Annotated in this window: 1 pseudogene; it reads right to left on the bottom strand. The window is 67.1% G+C overall.

Annotated features, from left to right (window positions below):
- Positions 1 to 13 precede the first annotated feature (13 nt).
- A pseudogene (locus ACFOMD_RS18355) lies at positions 14 to 720 on the bottom strand (IS5 family transposase).
- Positions 721 to 771 lie beyond the last annotated feature (51 nt).

Raw genomic sequence — 771 nt, 5'->3', positions numbered from 1 at the left:
CTAGGCTCCGGACTCAATTGCACCAGTAGATGATGGTTGCGGCGATGAGGGCTGCTGAGAGGTAGTTGTCGGCGAGTTTGTCGTAGCGTGTAGCGATGCGCCTCCAGTCCTTGAGTCTGCACCAGAGGCGTTCGACGAGGTTTCGGGTGCGGTAGGCGTCGCGGTCGTAGGGGATAGGCGCACGCCTGCTGGCGGTGGAGGGGATGACGGCCTCGGCGCCTCGGGCTGCGACGGCTGCGCGGATGGCATTGGTGTCGTAGCCCTTGTCGGCGATCAGCCGGGTGAAGGGGCCGGCGGCTTCGATCAACGAGGCCGCCATGGTCATGTCGTTGACGTTGCCGGGCGACAGCTGGAGGACGCGGGGGCGGCCCTGGTCGTCAGTCAGGCCGTGGAGCTTGGTCGTGCGTCCGCCACGCGAGGTGCCGATAGCCTGGATGAAGGCCCCCCTTTTGCGCCGGCCGCCGAGCGGTGCGCCTTCACATGCGTCGCATCGATCGCCACCGTCCCCCAGAGGCCACTATGCCCGGTCAGCGCCTCGAACATCCCGAGCCAGATGCCTTGCCGGCTCCAGCGGTTGAAGCGGTTGTAGACCGTCGTGTACGGCCCGTACTCGACCGGACAGTCACGCCAGCGCGCCCCGATCCGCAGCATATGCACGATCCCCGAGATCACCCGCCGGTCGTCAACCCGACGAGCACCCTTGCGACCCCGCGGCAGCAACGGCTCGATCCGAGCCCACTCCGCATCGCTCAACCACGTCAGCTGCCGCTT

The sequence above is a fragment of the Sphingoaurantiacus capsulatus genome, assembly GCF_042648405.1.
Classification (GTDB): domain Bacteria; phylum Pseudomonadota; class Alphaproteobacteria; order Sphingomonadales; family Sphingomonadaceae; genus Sphingoaurantiacus; species Sphingoaurantiacus capsulatus.
This window is presented reverse-complemented; position numbering and strand designations above follow the sequence as displayed.